The sequence below is a fragment of the Streptomyces sp. NPDC025833 genome (assembly GCF_055558055.1).
Genome location: NZ_JBVHNF010000008.1, coordinates 185,621 through 206,086 on the forward strand (window position 1 = coordinate 185,621; position 20,466 = coordinate 206,086).

At 69.5% G+C, this 20,466-nt stretch carries 19 protein-coding genes; 10 read left to right on the plus strand and 9 right to left on the minus strand.

The window, feature by feature from the left end:
• Nucleotides 1-54 precede the first annotated feature (54 nt).
• Both ACZ4K2_RS16130 and ACZ4K2_RS16135 read left to right on the plus strand, forming a co-directional pair.
• A complete protein-coding gene (locus tag ACZ4K2_RS16130) occupies nt 55-513 on the plus strand; it encodes a MarR family winged helix-turn-helix transcriptional regulator (RefSeq protein WP_467468511.1) in 459 nt (152 codons plus the stop codon).
• Nucleotides 514-522: 9 nt separating this feature from the next.
• The gene (locus tag ACZ4K2_RS16135; protein ID WP_467468509.1) at nt 523-975 is read left to right on the plus strand and encodes a GNAT family N-acetyltransferase; all 453 of its coding nucleotides are present in this window, start codon (nt 523-525) and stop codon (nt 973-975) included.
• Nucleotides 976-1,039: 64 nt separating this feature from the next.
• On the opposite strand, the gene ACZ4K2_RS16140 is transcribed toward ACZ4K2_RS16135, so the two are convergent.
• Together ACZ4K2_RS16140 and ACZ4K2_RS16145 are read right to left on the minus strand one after the other, a co-directional pair.
• Entirely contained in the window at nt 1,040-2,425 is a 1,386-nt protein-coding gene (locus ACZ4K2_RS16140) for a serine hydrolase domain-containing protein (protein ID WP_467468507.1), read from the minus strand.
• 105 nt (nt 2,426-2,530) lie between these two features.
• The gene (locus tag ACZ4K2_RS16145) at nt 2,531-3,469 is read right to left on the minus strand and encodes a quinone oxidoreductase family protein (RefSeq protein ID WP_467468505.1); all 939 of its coding nucleotides are present in this window, start codon (nt 3,467-3,469) and stop codon (nt 2,531-2,533) included.
• Between the two features lie 82 nt (nt 3,470-3,551).
• Between ACZ4K2_RS16145 and ACZ4K2_RS16150 the strand changes: the two genes are divergently transcribed.
• Nucleotides 3,552-4,025, plus strand: a complete 474-nt coding sequence (locus ACZ4K2_RS16150) for a MarR family winged helix-turn-helix transcriptional regulator (RefSeq protein ID WP_467468502.1) — start codon at nt 3,552-3,554, stop codon at nt 4,023-4,025.
• 117 nt (nt 4,026-4,142) lie between these two features.
• On the opposite strand, the gene dnaB is transcribed toward ACZ4K2_RS16150, so the two are convergent.
• Complete coding sequence (dnaB, locus tag ACZ4K2_RS16155) at nt 4,143-5,621, minus strand: replicative DNA helicase (protein ID WP_467468498.1); 1,479 nt, start codon at nt 5,619-5,621, stop codon at nt 4,143-4,145.
• A gap of 481 nt (nt 5,622-6,102) precedes the next feature.
• Here dnaB and ACZ4K2_RS16160 point away from each other — a divergent pair, with 481 nt between their 5' ends.
• On the plus strand, nt 6,103-7,440 hold the full coding sequence (locus ACZ4K2_RS16160) for an MATE family efflux transporter (protein ID WP_467468496.1): 1,338 nt from the start codon (nt 6,103-6,105) through the stop codon (nt 7,438-7,440).
• Nucleotides 7,441-7,583: 143 nt separating this feature from the next.
• Here ACZ4K2_RS16160 and rplI read toward each other — a convergent pair whose 3' ends face one another.
• The 4 genes from rplI to rpsF all read right to left on the minus strand — a co-directional run bounded on the left by rplI (nt 7,584) and on the right by rpsF (nt 9,316).
• Nucleotides 7,584-8,030, minus strand: a complete 447-nt coding sequence (gene rplI, locus ACZ4K2_RS16165; protein ID WP_467468494.1) for a 50S ribosomal protein L9 — start codon at nt 8,028-8,030, stop codon at nt 7,584-7,586.
• Nucleotides 8,031-8,047: 17 nt separating this feature from the next.
• A complete protein-coding gene (rpsR, locus tag ACZ4K2_RS16170; protein ID WP_003949403.1) occupies nt 8,048-8,284 on the minus strand; it encodes a 30S ribosomal protein S18 in 237 nt (78 codons plus the stop codon).
• A gap of 57 nt (nt 8,285-8,341) precedes the next feature.
• On the minus strand, nt 8,342-8,944 hold the full coding sequence (locus tag ACZ4K2_RS16175; protein ID WP_467468492.1) for a single-stranded DNA-binding protein: 603 nt from the start codon (nt 8,942-8,944) through the stop codon (nt 8,342-8,344).
• 81 nt (nt 8,945-9,025) lie between these two features.
• Entirely contained in the window at nt 9,026-9,316 is a 291-nt protein-coding gene (gene rpsF, locus ACZ4K2_RS16180; RefSeq protein ID WP_467468489.1) for a 30S ribosomal protein S6, read from the minus strand.
• A 271-nt stretch (nt 9,317-9,587) separates the two neighbouring features.
• On the opposite strand from rpsF, the gene ACZ4K2_RS16185 reads away from it, so the two are divergent.
• The 3 genes from ACZ4K2_RS16185 (at nt 9,588) to ACZ4K2_RS16195 (ending at nt 12,256) form a co-directional block, all read left to right on the plus strand.
• Nucleotides 9,588-9,902: a hypothetical protein gene (locus ACZ4K2_RS16185; RefSeq protein ID WP_467468487.1), complete on the plus strand. Its 315-nt coding sequence runs from the start codon at nt 9,588-9,590 to the stop codon at nt 9,900-9,902.
• Nucleotides 9,903-10,020: 118 nt separating this feature from the next.
• Nucleotides 10,021-11,139, plus strand: a complete 1,119-nt coding sequence (locus ACZ4K2_RS16190; RefSeq protein ID WP_467468485.1) for a lipid II:glycine glycyltransferase FemX — start codon at nt 10,021-10,023, stop codon at nt 11,137-11,139.
• A gap of 85 nt (nt 11,140-11,224) precedes the next feature.
• Entirely contained in the window at nt 11,225-12,256 is a 1,032-nt protein-coding gene (locus ACZ4K2_RS16195; protein ID WP_467468482.1) for an alanine racemase, read from the plus strand.
• A gap of 100 nt (nt 12,257-12,356) precedes the next feature.
• On the opposite strand, the gene ACZ4K2_RS16200 is transcribed toward ACZ4K2_RS16195, so the two are convergent.
• On the minus strand, nt 12,357-13,910 hold the full coding sequence (locus ACZ4K2_RS16200) for a glycosyltransferase family 87 protein (RefSeq protein ID WP_467468480.1): 1,554 nt from the start codon (nt 13,908-13,910) through the stop codon (nt 12,357-12,359).
• A 128-nt stretch (nt 13,911-14,038) separates the two neighbouring features.
• Entirely contained in the window at nt 14,039-16,441 is a 2,403-nt protein-coding gene (locus tag ACZ4K2_RS16205; protein WP_467769959.1) for a transglycosylase domain-containing protein, read from the minus strand.
• 780 nt (nt 16,442-17,221) lie between these two features.
• Here ACZ4K2_RS16205 and ACZ4K2_RS16210 point away from each other — a divergent pair.
• The 3 genes from ACZ4K2_RS16210 to ACZ4K2_RS16220 all read left to right on the plus strand — a co-directional run bounded on the left by ACZ4K2_RS16210 (nt 17,222) and on the right by ACZ4K2_RS16220 (nt 20,425).
• On the plus strand, nt 17,222-17,905 hold the full coding sequence (locus ACZ4K2_RS16210) for a PadR family transcriptional regulator (RefSeq protein ID WP_467468476.1): 684 nt from the start codon (nt 17,222-17,224) through the stop codon (nt 17,903-17,905).
• A gap of 43 nt (nt 17,906-17,948) precedes the next feature.
• Nucleotides 17,949-19,031, plus strand: coding sequence for an inositol-3-phosphate synthase (locus ACZ4K2_RS16215; protein ID WP_467468474.1), 1,083 nt, complete (start codon nt 17,949-17,951; stop codon nt 19,029-19,031).
• A gap of 98 nt (nt 19,032-19,129) precedes the next feature.
• A complete protein-coding gene (locus ACZ4K2_RS16220) occupies nt 19,130-20,425 on the plus strand; it encodes an MFS transporter (RefSeq protein ID WP_467468473.1) in 1,296 nt (431 codons plus the stop codon).
• The last annotated feature ends 41 nt before the right edge of the window (nt 20,426-20,466 follow it).

Here is a 20,466-nt window from a genome sequence, read left to right on the forward strand (position 1 = left end):
CTTGGGATGCAGCCGCTCCGGGACGCAGCCGCTCCGGCATGGAGGAGAACGCCAATGACAGCGACGGACCCCGCGCTCACCGCCCTCGCCCAGGGCTGGTGCGCCCTTTCTGCGCTGCACGGAAGGATCGAGGCGCACATCGAGCGCGCCCTGCAGGGCAGGCACGATCTGAGCGTGCGCGAGTACTCCCTGCTGGACGTGCTCAGCAGGCAGCACGACGGCGAGGGCGGACACCTGCAGATGAAGCAGGTCGCCGACGCGGTGGTGCTCAGCCAGAGCGCCACCACCCGCCTGGTGACCCGGCTGGAGGACCGGGGTCTGCTGGAGCGCTACCTGTGCCCCACCGACCGCCGGGGCATCTACACCAATGTCACCGAGGCCGGTCTGCGTCTGCTGGAGGAGGCACGGCCCACGAACGACGCCGCTCTGCGCGAGGCCCTGGACGACGCCGCGGAGAACCCCGAACTGGCGCCGCTGGTGCGGGTGGTGGAGTCACTGAACGTGGCCGCATAGGGTGCGCGCATGGAAGACCTCGACATACGCGCCGCGACCGCGGACGACCTCCCGGCGATCGTCGCGATGCTCGCCGACGACCCGCTCGGCGCCCAGCGCGAGTCCCCCGGCGACCTGACGCCATACCGGACCGCGCTGGACCGCCTCGCCGCCGACCCGAACCAGCATCTCGTCGTCGCCGTGCGCGCGGGCCGGGTGATCGGCACCCTGCAACTCACGATCGTCCCCGGGCTCTCGCAGAAGGGCGCCACCCGCGCGCTCATCGAGGCCGTACGCATCCACAGCGACGAACGGGGCAGCGGGCTGGGCACGCGACTGATCGAGTGGGCGGTCGAGACCTCACGGCAGCTCGACTGCCGGCTGGTGCAGCTGACGTCCGACAAGTCGCGCACCGACGCCCACCGCTTCTACGAGCGGCTGGGCTTCACGGCCTCCCACGAGGGCTTCAAGCTGCGGCTCTGACCGCCGGCCGAAGGGGCCGGGGGTGTGTTCCACGTGAAACACACCCGTCCGGAGCAGGCGCGGGTCAGCGGATGCCTCGCCACCCCTCGGGATCCACGCCACCGGGTACCGGGGCCTCGGGATCGTACGGCTGCCGGGTGAACACGAACGAGCCGAGGTCGAGGTGGCTCAGGGAACCGTCCGGGCGCCGTTCCGGCCGGAGCAGTTCCCCGGCGTAGTAGCCCTCCAGCCCCGTCCAGGTGCCGTCACCGTTCGAGCGGAAGCGGGCCCTGCGACCGCCGCCGGTCAGCGGTGCCAACGCGAGAAGCCCGTCGGCGTCCGCGCGCAGACCGAAGGCGTAGGTCCCCCAGTACCACTGCCCCACCAGCTCCAGCACCGCCGGATCGACCTCGGGAAGCGGCCGCCACGGCTCGGGGATACGGGGCTCCGCCTCGGCCACGATCCGGACGAGGTCGGCCCCCACGGCACCCAGCAGGGGCCCGCTGGTGCAGTTGGCCAGCACCACCGCTGCCACGTCGTCCTCGACGCTGATGGTGAGGTTCGCCAGGAAACCGGGCAGCGAGCCGGAGTGCCCGACGAACAGCCGGCCGTCCTGGCGCTGCACCTGCATCCCCAGCCCGTAGCCGGCCCCGTCCATCACGTCGGCGGCCTCGGCCGGTGCCGCCGGGGTACGCATCTCCCGCACCGACTCCGCGCTCAGGACCCGGTCGTCCCCCCGGGCCAGGAGCACGGCGAACCGCGCCAGGTCCCCGGTGGTCGACCAGAGCTGGCCGGCCGGTGCCATCCGGCCCAGATCCTCCACCGGTTCGGGCAGCATCGCGTCGGCCCACGGGTGCACGGCCCAGCCGCCGGCGTACGGAGTCTCCGGCCGTACGCCGGTCCGGTGCAGGCCGAGCGGCTCCAGGATCTCGTCGCGCAGCACCTCCTCCCAGGGAGCACCGCGCAGCGCCTCCACCAGGGCACCGAGCACGGTGTAGCCGGGGTTGGAGTAGTGGTGGCGCCGGCCCACGGGATGCAGCAGGGGCTGCTCCCCGAGCACATCGCTCAGCTCCGGCCGCAGCGAGCCGGGGGTCCGCTCCCACCAGGGTGCGGGGGACTCGGCGGCCAGCCCGGCGGTGTGGGCCAGCAGTTCGGCGATCGTCGCCTCGCCGGCGCCGGTGCCCGGCAGGTGCTTCTCCAGCGGGTTACCGAGATCGAGCAGCCCCTCGTCGCGCAGCCGCATCACCAGGACCGCGGTGAAGGTCTTGGTGATGGACCCGATCCGGTATTGCACGGTCTCGTCCGGCGCATGCCCGTCCACCGAGGTCCGGGCGCCGTGCCACACCGCCTGTCCGTCCCGTACGACGGCGGCGACCAGCGACGGGGCTCGTCCTTCGGTCTGCGCCACGGCGATCCGGTGCAGCAGGGCACGCCGGGTGCCCGGGAGCAGTGCTTCCTGAAATGTCGTCATGGATCCAGTCCACCTGTTTCAGCCGACGGCCGTCGAATCCTTTTGCCACCCGCACACGGACCCGCCCGGGCCGACACACGCCCCGGTTCCCGCGCACACGGTGAGTCAGGGAACCAGGACCACCTTGCCGAGGTTGGTGCGGGACTCGATGATCTCGTGTGCTCGGGCCGCGTCGGCCAGGGGAATGCGGGCGTGGACGGCCGGCCGCAACCGTCCGGACAGGGTCAGCTTCCACAGCTCCTCGCCATGCCGGTCATAGAGCTCGCGGTGCGTCTGGGAGAACCTCGCCATGGTGAGGCCGGTGATGGTTTTCGATCCTGCCAGGAGGTCGAAGGCGGGCACGGTGCCGCCGCCCGAGTTGAAGAAGACGAGTCGCCCGCCGGGTGCGAGGGCCGAGACGGCGTGTGGGAGCAGATCTCCGCCGACGCCGTCCAGGACGATGTCGACCGGCTCCCCCCAGTCCTCGCTGTCGTAGGTGACGATCTCGTCGGCGCCGAGACCGCGGAGGAACTCCGCCTTGGCGTTCGAGCTCACGGCAGCGACGACCCGCTCGACGCCTTGTAGCTTGGCCAGTTGGACCGCGAGGTGCCCCACTCCGCTGGCCGCGCCCGTGATCAGGACCGACTCGCCGGCGAGGGGGCGGGCCGTGGCGAGGGCGGCGAGGGCGACCTGTCCACCGCGCACCAGTGCGACCGCCTGCACGGCGCTCGCCCCGTCCGGTACGCGGCTCGCCATGAGGGTGGGGACGACGGCCAGTTCGGAGTACGAGCCGCCGCGGAAGGTGAGCGACGTGATGCGGTCACCGACCTCGAAATCCGTCACGTCCGGGCCGAGTGCGACCACCGATCCGGCGACCTCGCCTCCGAGGACGCCCGGAAGTGGCGTCCTGCCGCCCTCTCCGCGCACCTTGCGCACGGAGGGAAGGGTCACGCCGATGGCTTCCGTGCACACCAGAAGTTCCCCCGGACCGGGCTCGGGGACCTCCGCCTCTTCGAGGCGGAGCACTTCCGGACCGCCGTACTCGTGAAACCGAACCCGTCGCATGCGCGCCTCCAGATCATTGGGTGACCCAACGATAGCGGGAGATCATAGGGGGATCCAATGATTTTCTGGTTAGTCTGGCCCCATGCCCGAGACCACCCGCGCTCCCGCCCGTATCCGCTCCCTGCCCAGCTGGCTCCTCGGCCGCGCCGCGGCACGAGGGCACCGGCTCGTCGCCGAGGCACTCGCCCAGGCGGGGATGCGGATGATGCACCACGCCGTTCTGTCGGCCGTCGCCGAACTGGGCCCCGTGTCGCAGGCCGAGCTGGGCCGCAGCCTGGGCATCGACCCCAAGGACATGGTCACGATCCTCAACGACCTGCAGAACGACGGCCTCGTGACCCGGGCACCGGACGCCAAGGACCGCCGCAAGAACGCCATCGCCCTGTCACCGAGCGGGGAGCAGCGCCTGGCGCGGACGGAGAGACTGGGCCGTGCGGCGAACGACGAGCTGACCGCCGCCCTGACGCCGGCCGAGCGGACCCAGCTCATGGAACTGCTCTCGCGCATAGTCCAGCCGGACGAGCCCTGCGCCGGAACCGGCCCGGCCGGCGCGTAGCGGCTCGGCACGCCCGCCCGGGAAGGCGCGGCGCAGCCGTTCCGCGGTTCGCCGGGCTCCCTGCCCGTGGCCCGGGCGGCGCCGTGCGGCGAGAGCCGGGACGGCGTCGGCCGCGGATCAGGTCTGGGCCATGTCCACGAAGCGGGAGTAGTGGCCCTGGAACGCGACCGTGATGGTGGCCGTGGGGCCGTTTCGGTGCTTGGCGACGATCAGGTCGGCCTCGCCCGCGCGGGGGGACTCCTTCTCGTACGCGTCCTCACGGTGCAGCAGGATGACCATGTCGGCGTCCTGCTCGATGGAGCCGGACTCACGCAGGTCGGAGACCATCGGCTTCTTGTCGGTGCGCTGCTCGGGACCACGGTTGAGCTGGGAGAGCGCGATGACCGGGACCTCCAGCTCCTTCGCGAGCAGCTTGAGGTTACGGGACATGTCCGAGACCTCCTGCTGACGGCTCTCGGCGCGCTTGGAACCACCGGACTGCATCAGCTGGAGGTAGTCGATGACGACCAGCCTCAGGTCGTTGCGCTGCTTCAGGCGCCGGCACTTGGCACGGATCTCCATCATCGACAGGTTCGGGGAGTCGTCGATGTAGAGCGGAGCCGCCGACACGTCCGGCATACGGCGGGCGAGGCGCGTCCAGTCCTCGTCGGTCATCGTGCCGGACCGCATGTGGTGGAGGGCGACCCGGGCCTCCGCGGACAGCAGGCGCATCGCGATCTCGTTGCGGCCCATTTCGAGCGAGAAGATCACGCTCGGGAGGTTGTTCTTGATCGAGGCGGCTCGCGCGAAGTCCAGGGCGAGGGTCGACTTGCCCATGGCGGGACGGGCCGCGATGACGATCATCTGCCCCGGGTGGAGGCCGTTCGTCAGCGAGTCGAAGTCGGTGAACCCGGTGGGCACGCCCGTCATCTCACCGCTGCGTGAGCCGATCGCCTCGATCTCGTCGAGCGCGCCCTCCATGATGTCGCCGAGCGGGAGGTAGTCCTCGCTGGTGCGCTGCTCGGTGACGGCGTAGATCTCGGCCTGGGCGCGGTTGACGATCTCGTCCACGTCCCCGTCGGCCGCGTATCCCATCTGCGTGATGCGCGTGCCGGCCTCGACCAGGCGGCGCAGGACGGCCCGCTCGTGGACGATCTCCGCGTAGTACTCGGCGTTGGCCGCCGTGGGCACGGTCTGGACGAGGGTGTGCAGATACGCGGCGCCGCCGACCTTGTTGATCTCGCCGCGCTTGGTGAGCTCGGCGGCGATGGTGATCGGGTCGGCGGGCTCGCCCTTGGCATAGACGTCCAGGACGGCCTGGTAGATCGTCTCGTGCGCGGGCTTGTAGAAGTCGTGGCCCTTGAGGATCTCGACGACGTCGGCGATGGCGTCCTTGGAGAGCAGCATGCCGCCCAGCACCGACTGCTCGGCGTCCAGGTCCTGAGGAGGCACCCGCTCGAAGGAGGAGGCCCCGCCGTCCCAGTTCCCGCTGTCCCGGCCGCGGTCGTGCTGCTCGTCACGGCCCCGGCCGCCGTCACCGCGCCGGCGGGAGGCGGGCAGACGATCACTGGGCCCGCTGTCGGCCCACGGATCGTCCAAGGGCTCGGAAATGCTCACCGAGCCACCTCCTCCCGTCCGCACGGCGGACCTCGCCGTGGCCTCTTTTGTACGGCACGACACTGACAAATAAGAGGCCCAACTCCGTTTCTGCCGCGTCGGGTTTGTGACGGTTCCCGGGCCGCACGAAGGTCTCGTGCGGGGCCGGGCGGAGGAGCGGGCGCCGGACAACGGTAGGCCCGTCGGCACCGTCAGCCAATCTGGTTATCCACAGGCCATGTGGACGACCGCCCCGATGCTGTGGAGAACTCGGCGAAACCTGTGCACGACCCGGTGGACAGCCCTGTGAACAAGCCCTCCCTCTCTCCTCCAGAAAGCTCCTGACCAGCATCTTTTCGATCCACCGGCTGTGCAGAAGAAAAACTTCCCCAGTCGGGCCAAGATCGCTTCGAACGGCGCCCGAAAGGACACGGCTCCCGACGGAAAGTAAGGACCACTAGGCTGTTGCATCTCTTACCTGTGGACGATTAGATTGACGCTCATGACCCAGGCTCCACAGATACCCGAGGCCACCCGACGCCGGCACGACCGAGAAATCGTCGCGCTGGCCGTCCCGGCCTTCGGCGCCCTCGTCGCAGAGCCTCTCTTCGTCATGGTGGACAGCGCGATCGTCGGCCATCTCGGCACCGCCCAGCTCGCCGGGCTCGGCGTCGCCTCCGCCCTCCTGACAACCGCCGTGAGCGTGTTCGTCTTCCTCGCCTACGCCACCACGGCCGCCGTGGCCCGCCGTGTCGGTGCCGGTGATCTTCGGGCGGCGATCCGGCAGGGCATGGACGGCATCTGGCTGGCCCTGCTGCTGGGCCTGGCCGTCATCGCCGTCGTCCTGCCGCTCGCCCCCGCGATCGTGGATCTCTTCGGTGCCTCCCCGACCGCGGCCCCCTACGCCACGACCTATCTGCGCATCTCCGCGCTGGGCATCCCGGCCATGCTGATCGTCCTCGCCGCGACCGGCGTGCTACGCGGGCTTCAGGACACCAGGACCCCGCTGTACGTCGCCGTCGGCGGGTTCGTCGCCAACGCCGCGCTCAACGCGGCACTCGTCTACGGCGCCGGACTCGGCATCGCCGGATCTGCCTGGGGCACGGTCGTCGCGCAGTGCGGCATGGCCGCCGTCTACCTGACGGTGGTCGTACGCGGAGCCCGTCGGCACGGCGCCTCCCTCCGGCCCGACGCCACCGGCATCCGCGCCTCGGCCCAGGCCGGGGTACCCCTCCTGGTGCGCACGCTGTCCCTGCGCGCGATCCTGATGATCGCCACGGCCGTGGCCGCACGGCTGGGCGACGCCGACATCGCCGCGCACCAGATCGTCCTGTCCCTGTGGAGCCTGCTGTCCTTCGCACTCGACGCGATCGCCATCGCGGGACAGGCCATCATCGGCCGCTACCTCGGCGCGGGCGATGCCCGAGGCGCACGTGAAGCGTGCCGCCGCATGATCCAGTGGGGCGTCGCCTCCGGTGTCGTCCTCGGCCTGCTCGTCGTGGCCGCACGCCCGCTCTTCCTGCCGCTGTTCACCGGTGACTCCGCGGTGAAGGACACCGCGTTGCCGGCCCTGCTGCTGGTCGCGCTGTCCCAGCCCGTCTGCGGGATCGTGTTCGTCCTGGACGGGGTCCTCATGGGCGCGGGCGACGGCCCGTACCTGGCGGGGGCCATGGTCGTCACGCTCGCGGTGTTCGCTCCCGTGGCCCTGCTCGTGCCGACGTTCGGCGGCGGTCTGACCGCACTCTGGGCGGCGATGACGCTGATGATGGTGGTCCGGATGCTGACCCTGTGGCTGCGGAGCCGCTCGGGCCGCTGGATCGTGACGGGCGCGACCCGCTGACCGTGACCTCACGCCCCGTCGGCTGTTTCACGTGAAACACGATCCGGTGGCACCTGGCCGCCCTGGCATGAGAAAGGGGCCGCACCCCAGAAGGGTGCGGCCCCTTTCACCGGCTCAAGCGAGCGCGGCGATCACGCGGCGGTTCAGCCCGCGACGACCTCGAGGTTGACCTTGGCGGCAACCTCGGGGTGCAGACGCACGGACGTCTCGTGGGCGCCCAGGGTCTTGATCGGAGCGGCCAGCTCGATGCGGCGCTTGTCGACCTCGGGGCCACCGGACGCCTTGATCGCGGAAGCGATGTCGGCCGGGGTGACGGAACCGAAGAGACGACCGGCGTCGCCGGAGCGGACGGCCAGACGGACCTTCACGCCCTCGAGCTGGGCCTTGATCTGGTTGGCCTGCTCGATGGTCTGGATCTCGTGGATCTTGCGAGCGCGGCGGATCTGCGCGACGTCCTTCTCGCCACCCTTGGTCCAGCGGATAGCGAACTTCCGCGGGATCAGGTAGTTGCGAGCGTAACCGTCCTTGACGTCGACGACATCGCCGGCGGCACCGAGGCCAGAGACCTCGTGGGTGAGGATGATCTTCATGTTTCGGTCACCCTCCCTTAGCGCGCGGTGGACGTGTAGGGCAGCAGCGCCATCTCACGGCTGTTCTTGACGGCCGTGGCGACGTCACGCTGGTGCTGCGTGCAGTTGCCGGTCACGCGGCGGGCACGGATCTTGCCGCGGTCGGAAATGAACTTCCGCAGCATGTTCGTGTCCTTGTAGTCCACGTACGTGACCTTGTCCTTGCAGAAAGCGCAGACCTTCTTCTTCGGCTTGCGCACAGGCGGCTTCGCCATGGTGTGTCTCCTGTGTGATCAAGAAGTTGGGGTACGACCCGCCCTCGGTCCGAAGACCTAGAAGGGGGGCTCGTCCGAGTAGCCGCCACCGCCGCCGGAGCCACCGCCCCAGCCGCCGCCACCGCCCTGGCTGCCACCGCCCTGGTTGCCACCGGCGGGAGCACCGGTCGCCCACGGGTCGTCGGCCGGAGCGCCGCCGCCCTGCTGGCCGCCGCCGGAGCCACCGCCCCAGCCGCCGCCCTGCTGGCCGCCGCCGCCACCGCCGCCGTAGCCGCCCTGGCCACCGCGCCCGCCACCGGCGGTCTTGGTGACCTTGGCCGTGGCGTTGCGCAGGCTGGGGCCGACTTCGTCGACGTCCAGCTCGTAGACCGTGCGCTTGACGCCCTCACGGTCCTCGTAGGACCGCTGCTTCAGCCGGCCCTGCACGATGACGCGCATGCCTCGCTGGAGCGACTCGGCGACGTTCTCCGCCGCCTGACGCCAGACCGAGCAGGTCAGGAAGAGGCTCTCGCCGTCCTTCCACTCGTTCGTCTGGCGGTCGAAGGTGCGGGGAGTGGACGCGACGCGGAACTTCGCGACCGCCGCACCGGACGGGGTGAAGCGCAGCTCGGGGTCGTCGACAAGATTGCCGATGACCGTGATGACGGTCTCGCCTGCCATGGGGGAACCTCTCGGCGGGTTTGCTGCTCTGGCTGCTTGGTTGCTGCTACTCGGATCCCGAGATCAGCTGAGCGCGGAGGCTCAGTGGGTCTCGGGGCGGAGGACCTTGGTCCGGAGGACCGACTCGTTCAGGTTCATCTGGCGGTCGAGCTCCTTGACGACCGCAGGCTCGGCCTGCAGGTCGATGACCGAGTAGATGCCCTCGGGCTTCTTCTTGATCTCGTAGGCGAGACGACGACGGCCCCAGGTGTCGACCTTCTCAACCTTGCCGCCGCCGTCACGGACGACGGACATGAAGTTCTCGATCAGCGGGGAGACCGAACGCTCCTCGAGATCGGGGTCGAGGATGACCATCACTTCGTAGTGACGCATGTGGAACCCACCTCCTTTGGACTCAGCGGCCACGGTCGTTCCGTGGCAGGAGGGTTGTGATGCGTACGCAACGGTATCGGCCACCACCGACAATCGGGGCCGGGAAGGCTCCCGCAGTGTGACCTGGGCAGGGGGCGGACAGACACCGGTGCAGACGGTACAGACTACCCGCACACCCGCTTCCGGTTGAAATCCGGGCGGGGGGACCGTCACCCTGTACACGTCGGGTGTGTACGGCGCTACTATGCGCCGCCTTCCGCAGGAGGTGCCCATGGCACAGGCAACCCATCCCAACGTCGCCGGTTCCCTCTTCGCCACGGACGGCAGGACCCGTCCGCTCCAGGACGCCCTGACGGCCATCACGCTGGCCCTCGGGGTGCTGTCCTTCATCACGTCCTTCTTCCACGGCCTGCACCTGCTGACCTCGTGGTCGGGTCTGGTCGCGCTGCTCGTCGGGATCTACGGGCAGTGGATCTCCGTGACGACGCGGGAACGGTTCGGTCTGATCCTGGGCCTCGGCGCCGCGGGCATCGGATTCCTGATCGGCATGGCCCACGGCGGCCTGTTCGGCGGTCTCTTCGGCTGAGTCCGCAGGGCACAACGCCCGTACGCCCAGTCGGGGCGCCCGAAAGGCGCAGTAGGCTTCGCGCGAGAGCCGGAGCCCCTGTACCCATGGGGACACACCAGCCCGAGGAGCGCCCCGAATGAGCCTGACCCTGAGGACCATCAGCCGAGAGCAGCATCTGGCCTACATCCAGAGCCTGCCGTCGGCGAGCCACATGCAGGTCCCCGCCTGGGCAGACGTGAAGGCCGAGTGGCGCTCGGAGAGCCTGGGCTGGTTCGACAAGGCGGGCCAGCTGGTCGGTGTCGGCCTGGTCCTGTACCGCCAGCTGCCCAAGATCAAGCGCTACCTCGCCTATCTGCCCGAGGGCCCGGTCATCAACTGGCACGCGCCGAACCTGGACGACTGGATCCAGCCGATGCTGGGGCACCTGAAGCAGCAGGGCGCCTTCTCGGTGAAGATGGGCCCGCCGGTGATCATCCGCCGCTGGAACGCGGACACGATCAAGAAGGGCATCCAGGACCCGGACGTCAAGCGACTGCGCGACCTGGAGGCCGACTTCATCGAGCCGCGCGCCTTCGAGGTGGCCGACAAGCTGCGCCGCATGGGCTGGCAGCAGGGCGAGGACGGCGGCGCCGGCTTCGGCGACGTGCAGCCCCGCTACGTCTACCAGGTGCCGCTGGCGAACCGTTCCCTGGAAGAGGTCCACAAGAACTTCAACCAGCTGTGGCGGCGCAACATCAAGAAGGCCGAGAAGGCCGGCGTCGAGGTCGTGCAGGGCGGCTACCAGGACCTGGCCGAGTGGCAGCGGCTGTACGAGATCACCGCCGTACGCGACCACTTCCGGCCCCGCCCCCTGTCCTACTTCCAGCGCATGTGGTCGGCCCTCAACACCGAGGACCCCAACCGCATGCGGCTGTACTTCGCCCGGCACAACGGCGTGAACCTGTCCGCGGCGACGATGCTGATCGTCGGCGGGCACGTCTGGTACTCCTACGGCGCCTCCGACAACATCGGCCGCGAGGTCCGGCCGTCGAACGCGATGCAGTGGCGCATGCTGTGCGACGCCTACGCGCTCGGCGCCACCGTCTACGACCTGCGCGGCATCTCCGACTCGCTGGACGAGACCGACCACCTCTTCGGCCTGATCCAGTTCAAGGTCGGCACCGGTGGCCAGGCCGCCGAGTACCTCGGCGAGTGGGACTTCCCGCTGAACAAGCTGCTGCACAAGGCGCTCGACATCTACATGTCGCGTCGATGAGCCGCGCAGGCGTTTGATTCCATAGCCTTCACATCTCTCCCATTTCTGCACCACCGCAGCCACGAGAAAGGTCCCGGGTCCGGCCATGGCGCTCACGCTCTACGTCGACACCGCGCGCTGGCGGGCGCACCACAAGCACGTGCAGGAGCAGTTCCCGGGACTCGTCCCGGTCTGCAAGGGCAACGGCTACGGTTTCGGGCACGAACGGCTCTCGGAGGAGGCCACCCGCCTCGGGTCCGACCTCCTCGCCGTCGGCACCACTTACGAGGCCGCCCGCATCAAGGACTGGTTCAGCGGTGACCTCCTGGTGCTGACCCCGTACCGGCGCGGCGAGGAGCCCGTGCCGCTGCCGGACCGGGTGGTCCGGTCGGTGTCGTCGATCGACGGCGTGTACGGCCTCGTGGGCGCGCGGGTCGTGATCGAGGTGATGTCCTCGATGAAGCGGCACGGCATCAGCGAGCAGGACCTGCCGCAGCTCCACCACGCCATAGAGAACATCCGGCTGGAGGGCTTCGCCATCCACCTGCCGCTGGACCGTGCCGACGGCTCGGACGCCGTCGAGGAGGTCATCGGCTGGATGGACCGGCTGCGCGCGGCGCGGCTGCCGCTGCACACGATGTTCGTCAGCCATCTCAAGGCCGATGAACTGGCCCGGCTCCAGCAGCAGTTCCCGCAGACCCGGTTCCGCGCCCGCATCGGCACCCGGCTGTGGCTGGGCGACCACGAGGCCACCGAGTACCGCGGCGCCGTCCTGGACGTCACCCGGGTGTCGAAGGGCGACCGGTTCGGCTACCGCCAGCAGAAGGCGGCCTCGGACGGCTTCCTGGTGGTCGCGGCGGGCGGTACGTCGCACGGGGTGGGCCTGGAGGCCCCGAAGGCCCTGCACGGCGTCATGCCGCGCGCCAAGGGCGTCGCCCGGGCCGGACTCGCCACGGTCAACCGGAACCTCTCCCCGTTCGTCTGGGGCGGCAAGCAGCGCTGGTTCGCCGAGCCGCCGCACATGCAGGTGTCGATCCTGTTCGTCCCCTCGGACGCCCCCGAGCCGAAGGTCGGTGACGAGCTGGTGGCCCACCTCCGGCACACCACGACCCAGTTCGACCGTCTCGTCGACTGCTGAGCCGGTCCCGGACAGCGGGAAGGCCGTATCCGGAGGCATCCGGATACGGCCTTCTGTGTGTCCGGCCGGCCCGCCGAGCCGGCAAGGCGGGGCCGTTCGCTCAGAGCGAACGCTGGTCGGGGGCCGGGACCTCCGGTCGTCCCCACTCCACCTGCGGCCCCTCGAAGTGGACCGCGTACTCGGGGGGATGAGCCGCCGCACCGAGCACGAAGGCGTCCTCCGCGCCGTCGAGCACCCCGCCCGACGGATCGTCGTCTCCGGAGCGGCGCACCACGTCCTGCTCCGGCATGAGGATGTCTCGCACGACGACGGCGCACAGGTACAGCGTGCCCGCCAGGTGGACCACGATCGCCCAGTGGTAGCCCTGCGTGGGCAGGCCCTTGTGCGCGTCCCCGCTGGTCGTGTAGGCGAGGTACATCCAGATGCCCAGGAAGTACGCCACTTCGCACGCCTGCCAGATCAGGATGTCCCGCCACTTGGGCCGGGCGAGGACCGCCAGCGGCACCAGCCACAGGACGTACTGCGGCGAGTAGACCTTGTTGGTGAGCACGAAGACGGCCACCATCAGGAAGGCCAGCTGGGCGAAGCGCGGCCGGCGCGGTGCGGTGAACGTCAGCGCGGCGATGCCGAGGAAGCCCAGCACTACCAGTCCGGTTGCCGCATTGTTGATGAACGCGGTGCTGGGCGGGTGGTCGGTGTTCTGCGCCCAGATCAGCCAGAAGGAGCCGAAGTCGACACCGCGCTCCTTGCTGAAGGTGTAGAACTTCGCCCACCCCTCGCGGATGTGGAAGCCGGTCGCGTCGTGCATGAGCATCACGGGCAGGTTCACCACCAGCCAGGCGCCCACGGCACCGGCCACGGCCTGGAAGAACCCGCGCCACTTGCCGGCTCGCCAGCACAGCACCAGCAGCGGGCCGAGCAGCAGGACGGGGTACAGCTTGGCGGCCGTGGCGAGGCCCAGGAGGACGCCGAAGGCGAGGGCCCGGCCTCGTGACCACATCAGCATCGCGGCGGCCGTCAGCGCCACCGCCAGCAGGTCCCAGTTGATGGTCGCGGTCAGGGCGAAGGCGGGCGCCAGGGCGACCAGCAGGCCGTCCCAGGGGCGCATGCGGTGGGTGCGGGCGACGCAGACGGCGATGACGGCGGCGCACACCATCAGCAGCCCGGCATTGACGAACCAGTACCACTGCTCCTGGTGCTGGATGGACCCGCTGTGCGGGGTCAGCCAGGAGGCCGCCTCCATGAAGACCCCGGTGAGTACCGGATACTCGAGGTAGTCCATGTCGCCGGGGAGCTTGTCGAAGTACGGCACGAGGTGATCGGCGAACCCGCGGCCCTGGTAGAGGTGCGGGATGTCCGAGTAGCAGGCGTGCGTGTACTGGCTGCTCGCGCCGAAGAACCAGGCGCCGTCGTAGCACGGCGCCTTCTGGACCAGGCCGAGGGCGAACAGGCCGATCGCCACGAGCGCCACCACCCGGACAGGCGTCCACCAGCAGGTCCCCGGCAGGGCCCGCCGTCCCAGGGGGCCGCCGATCAGCTCACTGCCGGCGGCGGCGACCTCGTCCTCCCGGGTCGGCTGCACCGGCTCTGCCCCGGCGGGCCGCACGGGCTCGGGCTCGTGCGTGCTCGCGGGCGTCATCTCTGCACTGGGCATGGGGCACATCCTGCCGCACCTTGCCGCGAATACGCCGAGGGCCGCCACACCCCGTGGATGCGGCGGCCCGTGTTTCACGTGAAACACCCCTGGCGGGCGATAAGGCGCCAAGCGGTCAGATCACCGGGCTACCCCTCCGGGCCTCCGAAGAAGCCCGGGCCTCCGTTGCCGTTGCCGTTTCCGTTGCCCCGGCTGTTGCCACCGGGTCCCGTGGTCTCCGTATCCGTCGGCGTGGGCGTCGTACCGCCGTCGACACCACCGCCCGTGTCCGTGCCGCCGATGCCGTTCCCACCGCCGTCGAGGCCACCGTTGCCGTTGCCACCACCGCCACCGTTGCTGTCGCCGCCACCGTTGCCATTGCCGCCGGTGTTGCCGTTGCCGCCGGTGTTGCAGTCGTTGCCCCAGGGGAAGCCGCAGGTCTCGGTCGGAGTCGGGGTGGTCGGCGTGGTGGGCGTCGTCTCGGTCGGTGTCGGGGTCGGCGTGTCACTCGGGGACGGGGGAGGCGTGTCACTCGCGGTCGGGGTCGGGGACGGGGCACCCGCCTCGTCCTGGACCGAGCCGATCTCGGTGGCCTTCGGGAAGCCGGGGTCGTTCGCACCCTTGAGCGCGGCCATCATGTAGTCGGTCCACACCAGCGTCGGGATGTCACCACCGTGGATCGAGTCCGTGTTCGCGGTGCCGTTCATGGACAGCAGCCTGTGGTTCTTGGGGTTCTCACGGAACATCGCCACCGACGTCGAGAGCTGCTGGGTGTAGCCGACGAACCAGGCCGACTTGTTCTCGTCGGTGGTACCGGTCTTGCCGGCCGCCGTACGGCCGAGGGCCTTGGCCTTCGTACCCGTACCGTTCTCGATGACGTTCTGCAGGACGTCCGTGATGTTGTTGGCGATGTTCGGGTCCATCGCGTCCTTGGGGGCCGGCTTCGGCTTGACGAAGCTGGGCGCGTCCGCACCGTTGACCTTGACCGCCGTCACGGAGTACGGGTCCGTCTGCTGACCGGACGCGGCGAACGTCGCGTACGCGTCGGCCATGCGGATGGCGCTGGGTGTGGACGTACCGATGGCGAAGGACGGGTTGAGGTCCGGCGACATGCTCTGGTCGAGGATGCCCGCCGCCTTGGCCACGTCCCGGACCTTCGTCATCCCCACGTCGACGCCGAGCTGGACGAACGGGGTGTTGACGGACTGCTCCATCGCCTTGCGCAGGGTGATGTAGCCCCAGGCCTTGTCACTCTCGTTCATCTGGTAGAACGGCGAGTTGTCCTTGTTGAGGTAGAACGAGCCGTCCGGCCGGTAGACCTTGAGATGGTCGTTGCCGTTGTACTTGCTCAGCGGGGAGACGCCCTGGCCGTCGGACTTGTAGGTGCCGTACTGCATGGCGGCCGCGAGCACGAACGGCTTCCAGGTCGAACCCACCGGCACACCCGAGGTGTCGGCGTTGTTGGTGAAGTGCCCGTTCTCGTAGCCGTCGCCGCCGTAGAGGGCGACGATCCGCCCGTCCCGGGGCTTCACCGAGGCGGCGCCGAACTGGACGTACTTGTCCAGCTCGCGGTGCTTGGGGTCGAGGCGCTCCTTCTGGACCTTCTTCACGGCCTTGGCCAGGGCCGTGACCTTGGGCCTTTCGAAGGTCGTGTAGATCTGGTAGCCGCCCTTGTCGAACTGCGCCTCAGTGATGTCGGAGTGGGCGATGACGTACTTCTTCGCCGTGTCGGCCAGGTAGCTGATCTGGCCGGTCATGCCCTTGGTCGCCTTGCGGCCGTCGGGCTTGGGGTACTCGGCCGAGGCCTCCCGGTACTGGGCGTCCGTGAGGTGCTTGTCCTTGTGCATCTCGCCGAGGATCCAGGCCCAGCGGCGCTTGGAGCGGTCCTCGTTGGCCTGCGGGGTGGCCGACTCGTCGAGGTCCTGGTTACCCGCCGGGTCGTAGTACGTCGGGCCCTTGAGCAGCGCCGCGAGGACGGCGCACTCGCTCGGCTTGAGGTCGACCGCGTTCTTGCCGTAGTAGGTCTGCGCCGCCGCCTGGATGCCGTAGGCGCCCCGGCCGAAGTACGAGGTGTTCAGGTAGCCCTGGAGGATCTCGTCCTTATCGAGCTTCGCGCCCACCTTTATGGAGATGAACATCTCCTTGAACTTGCGGGTGACCGACTGCTCCTGGCTCAGGTACGTGTTCTTCACGTACTGCTGGGTGATCGTCGAACCACCCTGCGTCTGACCGCCCTTGGCCATGTTGACCATGGCGCGCACGATGCCCATGGGGTCGACGCCCGAGTCGTCGTAGAAGGACTTGTTCTCGGCGGAGATCACCGCGAACCGCATCGCCTCGGGGATCTGGTCGAAGCTGACGTTCTGCCGGTTCACACCGGTGCCGGTGGCCACCATCTGCTTGCCGTCGGCCCAGTAGTACACGTTGTTCTGGGACTTGGCCGCGTCGTTCTCGTTCGGGATCGAGACCATCGCGTACCCGACGCCGATCATCACCATCAGGCTGCCGACGAAGCCGAGGAACAGCCCGCTGGTCAGCTTCCAGGACGGCATCCACCGCCGCCAGCCGTGCTTGCCGGCCCGGGGATAGTCGACGAGCCTCTTCTTGCCGGGTGCCGTCGTCGCGCGGCCGTTGCCGCGCCCGGGGCCGGCCGGCCCGCCGCGCCGACCACCGGGGCCCGTGCTGTCGGGCGCTCTGCGGCGACCGCCCCTCTGCGCCGCCCGGCGGGCCTCGGCACGGCCGCCGTAGCCACGCTCCTCCCCCCCGGGGTCGACGGACTCGGCTCCATGGGACTGGGACCCATAGGAGTCGGCGGGGGACCCGGTGGCGCCTCGCGGTGCCGCACGGCGGCCGGGGGACGAACCGGACTGGCCGCGTCGGGCCGCGGCACGTCCGCCTCCCTGCGGCTGCGGCGGTTTGCGACGGTGCTCGCTCATCGAACGACTACTCCTCGGGCAGGCGCATCCGTGCGCGCCTGGAACGGCGGCTGATTTCCGGTCCCCCCGAAATACGGATGCGGTCAGTCCTGCATTCACCCGTACTGCACCGAGGACGATGACGCTCCCCGGGCGTCACGCGGTTCCCGGTGGTGTGCATGCCGCACAGACTACGCACCGCCGAAACCCACTGAGCCCCGAAGTTCACCCCAAAACAGGCAACTTGCCTCCTACGAATCGGTGATGTGATCCCGTTCACCGCCGTCCCTCTTGTCGCCCGCGACGGGTCGTTCTATCGTGCTGATGTATCGAACCGATACATCAGCGCGAGATAAAGGCGCTGACAGGCACTGCGAGACCTGCGGGAACCGCCCGCGGGACCGAGGGGAGGCGACGATGAGCCGGCGTTCCGGCATCCTCGAATTCGCCGTACTCGGCCTGCTGCGGGAGTCCCCGATGCACGGGTACGAGCTGCGCAAGCGCCTGAACACGTCGCTGGGGGTGTTCCGTGCGTTCAGCTACGGCACGCTCTACCCCTGCCTCAAGACGCTGCTCGCCAGCGGCTGGCTGATCGAGGAGCCCGCCAACACCCACGACGACGCGCTCGCGGCCTCCCTCGCCGGACGCCGTGCCAAGATCGTTTACCGGCTGACGGCGGAAGGCAAGGAGCACTTCGAGGAGCTGCTCTCCCAGACCGGTCCCGACGCCTACGAGGACGAGCACTTCGCGGCGCGGTTCGCCTTCTTCGGGCAGACCTCGCGCGATGTGCGGATGCGCGTGCTGGAGGGCCGGCGCAGCCGCCTGGAGGAACGCCTGGAGAAGATGCGCGCCTCGCTGGCGCGCACCCGGGAACGCCTCGACGACTACACGCTTGAGCTCCAGCGCCACGGAATGGAGTCCGTGGAGCGCGAAGTGCGCTGGCTGAACGAGCTCATCGAGAGCGAGCGGGCCGGGCGGGACCTGCGGGGTTCCGCGTCCGGAGGCGCCGCTCAACAGGACACCACCACTGGATCGACGGGCGGCCTGCCCCGTCCCGGGGACACCCCCCGGACGGATACGCCCGACGACACCGCCACGTGAGACCCGGTCAGGGCCTCACTCGTACACACAGGGAGCAACCGGAATGGGTTCGGTTCGCGTAGCCATCGTCGGCGTGGGCAACTGCGCGGCGTCGCTGGTTCAGGGCGTCGAGTACTACAAGGACGCCGAGCCGGCGTCCAAGGTCCCCGGCCTGATGCACGTGCAGTTCGGTGACTACCACGTCAAGGACGTCGAGTTCGTCGCCGCCTTCGACGTGGACGCCAAGAAGGTCGGCCTCGACCTCGCGGACGCGATCGGCGCCTCCGAGAACAACACCATCAAGATCTGCGACGTGCCCAGCACCGGTGTGACGGTCCAGCGCGGCCACACCCTCGACGGCCTCGGCAAGTACTACCGGGCCACCATCGAGGAGTCCGCCGAGGAGCCGGTCGACGTCGTCCAGATCCTGAAGGACAAGCAGATCGACGTCCTGGTCTGCTACCTCCCCGTGGGTTCCGAGGACGCGGCGAAGTTCTACGCGCAGTGCGCCATCGACGCCAAGGTCGCCTTCGTCAACGCCCTCCCGGTCTTCATCGCCGGCACCAAGGAGTGGGCGGACAAGTTCACCGAGGCGGGCGTCCCGATCGTCGGTGACGACATCAAGTCCCAGGTCGGCGCCACCATCACGCACCGCGTCATGGCGAAGCTGTTCGAGGACCGCGGTGTCATCCTCGACCGCACCATGCAGCTGAACGTCGGCGGCAACATGGACTTCAAGAACATGCTCGAGCGCGAGCGCCTGGAGTCCAAGAAGATCTCCAAGACGCAGGCCGTCACCTCCCAGATCCCCGACCGGGACCTCGGCGAGAAGAACGTCCACATCGGCCCGTCCGACTACGTGGCCTGGCTGGACGACCGCAAGTGGGCGTACGTCCGCCTCGAGGGCCGCGCCTTCGGTGACGTCCCGCTGAACCTGGAGTACAAGCTCGAGGTCTGGGACTCCCCGAACTCCGCGGGTGTCATCATCGACGCCGTGCGCGCCGCGAAGATCGCCAAGGACCGCGGCATCGGCGGCCCGATCCTGTCGGCCTCCTCCTACTTCATGAAGTCCCCGCCGGTGCAGTACTTCGACGACGTGGCCCGCGAGAACGTCGAGAAGTTCATCCGCGGCGAGGTCGAGCGCTGAGGCGCTGAGGCCGTTCGCACGAGAACGCTCCTGCCAGGGCTGTGAAGGTCCCCGGGTCACCGACCCGGGGACCTTCCGCATATGTGAGGCTGTGGCCCATGCCCGTCGTACGTGACCTGTGCCTGTTGGTGCGCCTGCGGCACTTCCGGCACCTGCTGTACGTCCGCCTGCTGTCCCAGGGCGCCGACGGCGTCTACCAGGTCGCGCTCGCCGCGTACGTCGTGTTCTCCCCGGAGAAGCAGACCTCCGCCGCCGCGGTCGCCTCGGCCATGGCGGTCCTGCTGCTCCCCTATTCGCTCGTCGGCCCCTTCGCCGGCGTCCTGCTGGACCGCTGGCGGCGCCGGCAGGTCTTCGTGTACGGCAATCTGCTGCGGGCCCTGCTGGCCTCGGCCACCGCCGTGCTGGTGCTCGGCCATGCGCCGGACTGGATCTTCTACGCGTCCGCGCTGTGCGTGACGGCCGTCAACCGGTTCGTCCTGGCCGGGCTGTCGGCCGCCCTGCCCCGGGTCGTCGACGCCGAGCGGCTGGTGCTGGCCAACTCGCTCTCGCCGACGGCCGGCACTCTCGCCGCGACCGTCGGCGGCGGGCTGGCCTTCGGTGTACGGATCGTGGCGGCGGACTCCGACGCGTCGGTGGTGCTGCTCGGCGCCTTCGTCTATCTCTGCGCGAGCCTCGCCTCCCTGCGCCTGCCCCCCGATCTCCTCGGTCCCGACCGACGCCCGGAACGGCCCCGCCTGGGGACGGCCCTCGCCGAGACGGCACGTGAGCTGATGGCGGCCGTACGGCACCTGGCGGCACCCCGGCGCAGGGAGGCGGCCTGGGCTCTGACCGCGATGACGCTCATGCGCTTCTGCTACGGGGCGCTCCTCGTCCTGGTGCTCATGCTCTGCCGCTACGCCCTCTCCGACACTCCCGAGGAAGGCCTGCGGTTGCTCGGCCCGGCGCTGGCACTGTCCGGTGCGGGATTCTTCGCGGCGGCCGTGATCACACCCTGGGCGGTGGGGAAGCTCGGCGCCGGCCGCTGGATCGTGGTCTGCTCCGGCGCGGCCATGGTGCTGGAACCCGCCCTCGGTCTTCCGTTCGCCACCGGGCCCCTCATGGCCGCGGTCTTCGTCCTCGGCCTGATCACCCAGGGCGCCAAGATCGCCACGGACACGATCGTCCAGGCCCGCATCGAGGACGGCTTCCGCGGCCGGATCTTCTCCGTGTACGACGTCCTCTTCAACGTCGCCTTCGTCGGCGCCGCGGGCGTGGCGGCCCTGATGCTTCCGCCGGACGGCCGCTCGACGGTGCTGGTGGTCGTCGTCGCCGTGCTCTACGGCGTGATCACCATGCTCATGGCCCGGGCCGAGCGACGGCGAGTGAGCGCGCCAGCACGTCCGACACATCGGTGACAGGGATCGGGGCGATGTTTCACGTGAAACAACGCCCCTTC

Coding starts and splice junctions, on each gene's coding strand:
- ACZ4K2_RS16135 (WP_467468509.1), top strand. CDS start 523: ATGGAAGACCTCGACATACGCGCCGCGACCGCGGACGACCTCCCGGCG.
- ACZ4K2_RS16215 (WP_467468474.1), top strand. CDS start 17,949: ATGGGTTCGGTTCGCGTAGCCATCGTCGGCGTGGGCAACTGCGCGGCG.
- ACZ4K2_RS16200 (WP_467468480.1), bottom strand. CDS start 13,910: ATGCCCAGTGCAGAGATGACGCCCGCGAGCACGCACGAGCCCGAGCCC.
- ACZ4K2_RS16190 (WP_467468485.1), top strand. CDS start 10,021: ATGAGCCTGACCCTGAGGACCATCAGCCGAGAGCAGCATCTGGCCTAC.
- ACZ4K2_RS16220 (WP_467468473.1), top strand. CDS start 19,130: ATGCCCGTCGTACGTGACCTGTGCCTGTTGGTGCGCCTGCGGCACTTC.
- ACZ4K2_RS16160 (WP_467468496.1), top strand. CDS start 6,103: ATGACCCAGGCTCCACAGATACCCGAGGCCACCCGACGCCGGCACGAC.
- ACZ4K2_RS16140 (WP_467468507.1), bottom strand. CDS start 2,425: ATGACGACATTTCAGGAAGCACTGCTCCCGGGCACCCGGCGTGCCCTG.
- ACZ4K2_RS16205 (WP_467769959.1), bottom strand. CDS start 16,441: ATGCCGTCCTGGAAGCTGACCAGCGGGCTGTTCCTCGGCTTCGTCGGC.
- ACZ4K2_RS16130 (WP_467468511.1), top strand. CDS start 55: ATGACAGCGACGGACCCCGCGCTCACCGCCCTCGCCCAGGGCTGGTGC.
- rplI (WP_467468494.1), bottom strand. CDS start 8,030: ATGAAGATCATCCTCACCCACGAGGTCTCTGGCCTCGGTGCCGCCGGC.
- ACZ4K2_RS16150 (WP_467468502.1), top strand. CDS start 3,552: ATGCCCGAGACCACCCGCGCTCCCGCCCGTATCCGCTCCCTGCCCAGC.
- ACZ4K2_RS16210 (WP_467468476.1), top strand. CDS start 17,222: ATGAGCCGGCGTTCCGGCATCCTCGAATTCGCCGTACTCGGCCTGCTG.
- ACZ4K2_RS16195 (WP_467468482.1), top strand. CDS start 11,225: ATGGCGCTCACGCTCTACGTCGACACCGCGCGCTGGCGGGCGCACCAC.
- ACZ4K2_RS16145 (WP_467468505.1), bottom strand. CDS start 3,469: ATGCGACGGGTTCGGTTTCACGAGTACGGCGGTCCGGAAGTGCTCCGC.
- rpsF (WP_467468489.1), bottom strand. CDS start 9,316: ATGCGTCACTACGAAGTGATGGTCATCCTCGACCCCGATCTCGAGGAG.
- ACZ4K2_RS16175 (WP_467468492.1), bottom strand. CDS start 8,944: ATGGCAGGCGAGACCGTCATCACGGTCATCGGCAATCTTGTCGACGAC.
- ACZ4K2_RS16185 (WP_467468487.1), top strand. CDS start 9,588: ATGGCACAGGCAACCCATCCCAACGTCGCCGGTTCCCTCTTCGCCACG.
- rpsR (WP_003949403.1), bottom strand. CDS start 8,284: ATGGCGAAGCCGCCTGTGCGCAAGCCGAAGAAGAAGGTCTGCGCTTTC.